The following is a 5,466-nucleotide window of genomic DNA, read 5'->3' as shown; positions in this document are numbered from 1 at the left end:
AAAGGGGCTGTCGAAAGTAAATAATTAACAAAACAAAAATGAACTATGAATCAGATGATTTATAGTTCATTTCTTTTATTTATCAATTGGTAAAAATTACAAAAAGGAAAAGTAGATCCGATGTCGAATCTACTTAGTATACATAGTATTACCCCGCAAAAAGTTTTACTATGTAAATCCAAACCTAAGGAGATTTTATCAAAAAAATGAATCCAAATCAAATTTTATTACCAATTGATGTTGTTACAGAGGTGTCAAAGAATGACCCAGTAAGAACTCTCTATGCTATTACTGAAAAATTAGACTATACCTTAATGAATATACAGTTTCCTGTTTATCATAATACTAAGTATCCTGGGAAATTACTCTTTCAAATAATTGTACTTGGTTACATTAAAGGGGTCTTTTCTTCTAGAAAAATTGAGGAATCATGTATAGATCGCATAAGCTTTAAATGGTTGTTGCAAGGAAAAAAAGCTCCAGACCATTCAACGATAGCTAATTTCAGAAAAGATGCTGCAGAAGTTATTGAAGATCTCACTAAACAACTGACACTTCTTCTGATACAGATGGGTGAAATAGACACATCAAACATATTTATAGAYGGTACAAAAATTGAGGCTGTGGCAAATAGATACACATTTGTTTGGAAAAAAGCAGTAACTAAAAATGATGCGAAAATGTGCGAAAAGATAAGAAAAAGCTTACGAGATATCAAACGTCGTTATTATCCAAGATATAAGTCAGAGTATAAAATTACCTTTAAGTATACATACAAATATCAAACAAAAAGATTAAGAGAGGTACTGAAATTACTGCATTACATAAAAGATAGAGAAGATGTTACATTTGTTTACGGTAAAGGTAAAAAGAAACACCAAATACAAAAAGACATTGAATTATTCGAAAGTTATCTTGAGAAACGTTTAAAGTATGACCAACATTATGAAAACCTTGGTAATCGAAATTCATATAGTAAAACTGATACGGATGCGATATTTATGCGTATGAAAGATGATCATATGATGAATGGACAATTGAAGCCTGGCTACAATATACAACTTGCTGTAAGTGGTGGATATGGTGTTGGATGCATGGCCTTTGATAAGGCAAATGACTTGCATACGTTGAAACCTTTTACAGATTATTTAATAGAATACTGTGAATTGATTCTACAAAGAATCATAGCTGATGCAGGCTATGAAAGTGAAGAAAACTATGTGTACTTAGATAAAATGAAACTAGAAAGTTATATCAAACCCAAAAATTATGAACAATCTCAAAACAGAAATTATAGCAAAAACATAAAGCTTAGAGAAAACATGAACTATAATTCAGAGGAAGATTTTTACMTATGCGCGGCAAATCGGAAGCTTGTCCTTGTAAATAAAATTACTAGGGAAAGTAAGTCTGGCTACATCGCAGATATAAAAATCTATGAGTGTGAGGATTGTAGAAACTGTCAGTTGAAAGCGAAATGTACACAAGCTAAGGGAAATAGACAAATTCAAGTATCAGAKAAAATGATTGAATATAGAAAACAGTCAACAGAAAACATTACTTCTGAATATGGCACTCAGTTGAGAATGAATCGTTCAATTCAAGTAGAAGGGTTCTTTGGATTGATGAAACATAACTATGGCTTTAGACGCTTTTTAACAAAGGGAATTAACAATATCGATAATGAATTCAGAATTATGATGTTTGCAGCAAACATTAATAAACTGCATACCAAAACCATTAATTTAGACTTAGGGTTAAAATTCTACGAAATTAAGGAGGAAGAACTAGARTGAAGTAGGTAAAAGTGAATCTAAAATATTTCAGAGGATWCTACCTCTTATTTATGATGCAAAAAAACACCTAAATTCAATGATGAATTCAGGTGTTTACTCATAATTACATCGGAATGCAGGGAAATAGATAAAATCAATCTATTTCAACACTCCCTTTTAATGGTATAATTCTTCGATTATGGCATTGAACTTGGCCATATCCTCTTCATCCATAATGTGTATAGTAGTTATTACTTCATTGTTTTCACCTTGGTGTGATATTGAAATATAATCATCACCACTTTCAATATTTAAAAGTGAATCTGCTAAATTTACATCTATCATGTAGTTTAATGTTTTTAGCACCTTTTGGTTTTCGCTCGCTAAAACACTTCCTAAAGGTTCCATCTTGAGCATGAAGTCGTAAATCATTTGAGTATCTTCTTCATGCAACTCTTCACTAGCATGTTGATGGCCCAAAGATATTATCGTTAAACTTTCAAACTGTTCAAGATATAAATCGTGATATGTGCCAATCGTTATTGATTCACTGGTACAGCTGATTAAAGAAATTAGTACAATAAGTGATGTGAAAAGTTTGATTACTTTCATAGAGCCTCCTGTTTTTAGTCATTAGATAATGAAATGATTACAAGCGGGATAATCATTTCATCACAAGTATGTGATTTTTATTAGTTATATACTAGCATATATGATTATTCTTGTTCAAGAATCGAGTGAATTAATAACTGCAATTAATGTACTTTTACAAATTTAATTCGTTTATATAGATATCTTTAACCAATGCATTTTTAATTCACTTTTTGCTGTCAATAAGGATTACAGTATGAACTAAATGACCTTACATAGGAGATGTTAATATCATCTGATATCAATATCTCCTATAAACTTGGTATATATATTCAAAATACAAAGTAAGTGATTTTAAATAATAACTATGATTGTAACGCTTATCAATATTTTTTTAGTTTGATGACGATAGAAAAAGTACGACCATCTTTACTCAAAGCCTTGATTGATCCTTGATGTTCTTCAATGATTGATTTGGCAATTGCCAAGCCAATGCCAAATCCTCCTGTCTCTGAGTTCCTAGAATCTTCAGCCCTATAAAATCGTTCGAAATATGTGTTATAACTTCCTTTTACCAAGTTTTGTGCATCATTGGTTACTGTTAAAATCACTTGACGATTGTCTGTTTTTAGAATGGTTTCAATATGGCCGTTTTTACTGCAATATTTGATAGCATTGCTCATTATAGTGGAAAAAGCTTTTTCAACAGCATCATAGTTTCCAAGAACTCGAATATCATCACTAATATGAGTACTCATAGTTTGACCACTAGCTTTTATAGATGGTTCAAAGCCAATAAGTACATCGTTTACTAGATCAGATAAATTAATGACGCTCTTTTCTAATCTTACTTCATCTTCGTCCATTCTCGCAAGGGTCACAAGACTTTCGCTTAATTGATTGAGTCTCTTTACTTGTTTTGAAATACTTTCAGTCCATTCACTTTTATTGTTCTCCATTTCTATAAGTTGTATATTGGTTGAAATGATAGTAAGTGGGGTTCTAATTTCATGAGATGCATCTGTAATGAACCTTTTTTGTTTTACATAGGCTTCTTGTATAGGCTTTAAAACAGGCTTTAAAAAAAGAATAACAAGTATTGCGACCAACCCAATGGCTAGAACAAAAATCAATAAACTTCCCCAAAGAAAACTCGTTTCTGATAATTTTTCAAAGGTGTAATCAAGAAAAAATACTTGATTAGAAGAGACGATAAGATATCGATAGTTTTCTACAAAGCCTTTTTTATCGCCGCTAGTAAGTTGTAGCTGGTCTACCAACGCTTGTACATCAATATCACTGTAAATGTTTGCATTTGCACTAGTGAGTTTCGTGATTTTCTTGTCATCATCAAGTAGTGCGTCAAATACTCTGTCAAATTCTCTTGATGGAGGTGCTTGATTGTTTTGTATGCCTGACTTGTTCATCACCATAGTTGAAACTTGTAATAAAGTTTCATCAGCTCTTTTTATGTTATTAGATATACTTATAACATTTACAGATATGAGTATAATTAAAAGCACAAAAGTGATAACAGATATTGCAACAATAGAAAATCTCTTTTTGAGTTTACTAATCATCTTTTTCCACCAATCTATAGCCAATATTTCTTTTTGCTTCAATTGTCAAATTAGAATGAAGTTTTCTTAATTTTTTTCTAAGATTAGAAATATTAACCCAAACAACAGAAACATCAGCATCGTGTTCTAATCCCCATATTTTCTCAAATAACATATCAACAGTAATATATTGATTTTGATTACTCATAAACATTTCAAACATTTGGAACTCTTTATTACCCAGGAATGTTTTTCCTGCTTGTGTAATGATTTCGTGGTTTAATAAGTCTAACTTTGTTTGATTCATAACAATCACATTTTCGGTACGTCCATGTATTTTCCTTCTGGTCATAGTACGAATTCTTGCCATTAATTCCTCAATGGCAAAAGGCTTAGTTAAGTAATCATCCGCACCATAATCCAAACCTTCTACACGGTCACTTATTTCTACTTTTGCTGTTAAAAGGAGTATAGGTATATCGATTTTCTTGCTACGAAGTTCTCTTAATGCCTCTAAACCAGATTTTATAGGCATCATAATATCAAAAATAGCAGCGTCATAATTACCGAGTAATATATAGTCCACTGCGTCTTCGCCATTATAGACTGCATCCACAGAATACTTGTTTTTCTCTAAGGCAGAAACGAGTGCCTTTGATAAATCTTTTTCATCTTCAGCTAGTAATATACGCATAAATGTCTCCTTATTTTATAGTTCGTCGTTTGATGGTGTGGCTAAAGAGCATGATACTTCTAAATTGCCATTTCTAACTCTTATTTCGTCTAAGAACTCTTTTTCGTCATAGCTATCTTTAAAAACAATATCATAAGTTAACCTAAACATGCTACCTAAATTGATAGACTTTGCGGATCTTAATATATGATAAGATGTAAAATCCTTCATAACATCTTCAAAGATATCAGTATAATCTAAGTTTTCAGGAACTGTGATTCGTACCGTTTTTCGTCTAGTTTGATTGCCCAAATCTGTAATTCTTGTATTTTCTAAAACAAACATGCCAAGAATAATAATACCCGAAAAAATTGTTGCATAAACAACATTACCCATACCACATGCTAATCCAATTGCCATTGATATAAAAACGATTGCAATTTCTCTAGCAGAACCTGCAACTGATCTAAATCTAACAAGTGAAAATGATCCTGCAACTGCAATTCCGGCTCCAATTGAACCGTTTACCATCATGATTATAACTGAAACGACAGCTGGTAGGATGGCAGTTGTTACAGCAAAAGATTTACTTACGAATTGTTTGTATTGAATGGCCATAGAAAAAAGTGCCCCAAGTACTAAAGCTGCAGCTATAGTGAAAATAAATGCTGGGATTGTCATTATATCTGTTTGTGTTGTTAAGTCAGTTATAAAATCCATAATACCTCTTTATGTCAAGTAAGTAATTCCAATACTTTGACATATCCTTTCTTTGATACAATTCCTATAGATTTAAGTCTTTGTACAGTAAATATACCTTTAAATCCATTTTTCCTCACAACAAATAACAGTAGTGTCATTTGATAGA

The 5,466-nt window shown here is 31.6% G+C and carries 5 protein-coding genes; 1 reads left to right on the top strand and 4 read right to left on the bottom strand.

Annotated elements, in window-relative coordinates; all coding sequences use genetic code 11:
- Positions 1 to 206: 206 nt before the first annotated feature.
- Positions 207 to 1,796 carry an IS1182 family transposase gene (locus EZV73_RS28075; RefSeq protein ID WP_240843906.1) on the top strand — a complete coding sequence of 530 codons (1,590 nt, stop codon included), beginning with the start codon at positions 207 to 209 and terminating at the stop codon, positions 1,794 to 1,796.
- 156 nt (positions 1,797 to 1,952) lie between these two features.
- Here EZV73_RS28075 and EZV73_RS28070 read toward each other — a convergent pair whose 3' ends face one another.
- The 4 genes from EZV73_RS28070 to EZV73_RS28055 all read right to left on the bottom strand — a co-directional run bounded on the left by EZV73_RS28070 (position 1,953) and on the right by EZV73_RS28055 (position 5,318).
- Positions 1,953 to 2,387 carry a hypothetical protein gene (locus EZV73_RS28070; RefSeq protein ID WP_240843905.1) on the bottom strand — a complete coding sequence of 145 codons (435 nt, stop codon included), beginning with the start codon at positions 2,385 to 2,387 and terminating at the stop codon, positions 1,953 to 1,955.
- 362 nt (positions 2,388 to 2,749) lie between these two features.
- Positions 2,750 to 3,946, bottom strand: a complete 1,197-nt coding sequence (locus tag EZV73_RS28065) for a cell wall metabolism sensor histidine kinase WalK (protein ID WP_240843904.1) — start codon at positions 3,944 to 3,946, stop codon at positions 2,750 to 2,752.
- Positions 3,939 to 4,619 (bottom strand): response regulator transcription factor, encoded by a 681-nt coding sequence (locus EZV73_RS28060; RefSeq protein ID WP_240843903.1) that lies wholly within the window; start codon positions 4,617 to 4,619, stop codon positions 3,939 to 3,941. Before EZV73_RS28060 ends, EZV73_RS28065 begins: the two co-directional genes overlap by 8 nt.
- Positions 4,620 to 4,634: 15 nt before the next feature.
- A complete protein-coding gene (locus EZV73_RS28055; RefSeq protein ID WP_240843902.1) occupies positions 4,635 to 5,318 on the bottom strand; it encodes a DUF4956 domain-containing protein in 684 nt (227 codons plus the stop codon).
- Positions 5,319 to 5,466 lie beyond the last annotated feature (148 nt).

This window comes from Acidaminobacter sp. JC074 (genome assembly GCF_022496765.1).
Lineage (GTDB): Bacteria > Bacillota > Clostridia > Peptostreptococcales > Acidaminobacteraceae > JABXKX01.
This window is presented reverse-complemented; position numbering and strand designations above follow the sequence as displayed.